Annotated in this window: 1 protein-coding gene; it reads left to right on the top strand. The window is 58.9% G+C overall.

Annotated features, from left to right (window positions below):
* On the top strand, window positions 1–733 hold a 733-nt coding region (locus ACK4TH_RS12570; RefSeq protein WP_409626936.1), incomplete at both ends, for a type I restriction endonuclease.

A 733-nucleotide genomic window follows, 5' to 3' on the forward strand; every position in this document is an offset into this window, starting at 1 on the left:
CGTTTCCGCCACCAGTGCGCGCTGGGCCTGCAGGTGCTGTCGGAAATTCTTTCCGCTGCAGTCGAGCGATTGAACCCAAACGTCCCGGCAGACGCCCGCGAACTGGCGATCCGGCAACTCTCGATCACGGAAACGCCATCCTTGGTCGAAGAGAACCGCCGCATTCATCGGCTGATCACCGAAGGCGTCGATGTGGAGTTTTCCATCGGCGATGGAGAGGTGAAAGGCGACAAGGTCTGGCTGATCGATTTCGAGCATCCGGAGAAGAACGATTTTCTCGTCACCAACCAGTTTACCGTCGCCGAGGGCAAACATACGCGGCGGCCTGACGTGATGGTTTTCGTCAACGGTCTGCCGCTCGGCATCATTGAGTTGAAGAATGCCGCGAGCAAGAACGCCACTGTCGATCAAGCCTACCAGCAGCTTCAAACCTACAAGGAGCAGATTCCGTCGCTGTTTCGCACCAACGCCGTCATGGTGGCGTCCGACGGGATGCTGGCGCGGATCGGCTCACTGACGGCAGACGAAGAACGCTTCATGCCCTGGCGTTCGGTCACCGGGGTGGATGGTGACTTCACGCCCCACGGTCCCTATGAGATGGATACGCTGCTACGCGGTGTGTTCGATAAGGAACGCTTCCTGGCGCTGATCCGCGACTTCACGGTGTTCGGCGATCGTGGTGAAGGTCCGTTCAAGATCATTGCCGGTTACCATCAGTTCCACGGTGCCCGCA

It is taken from the genome of Tepidimonas sp. (assembly GCF_046292505.1).
In the GTDB taxonomy this organism is placed as follows: Bacteria; Pseudomonadota; Gammaproteobacteria; order Burkholderiales; family Burkholderiaceae_C; genus Tepidimonas.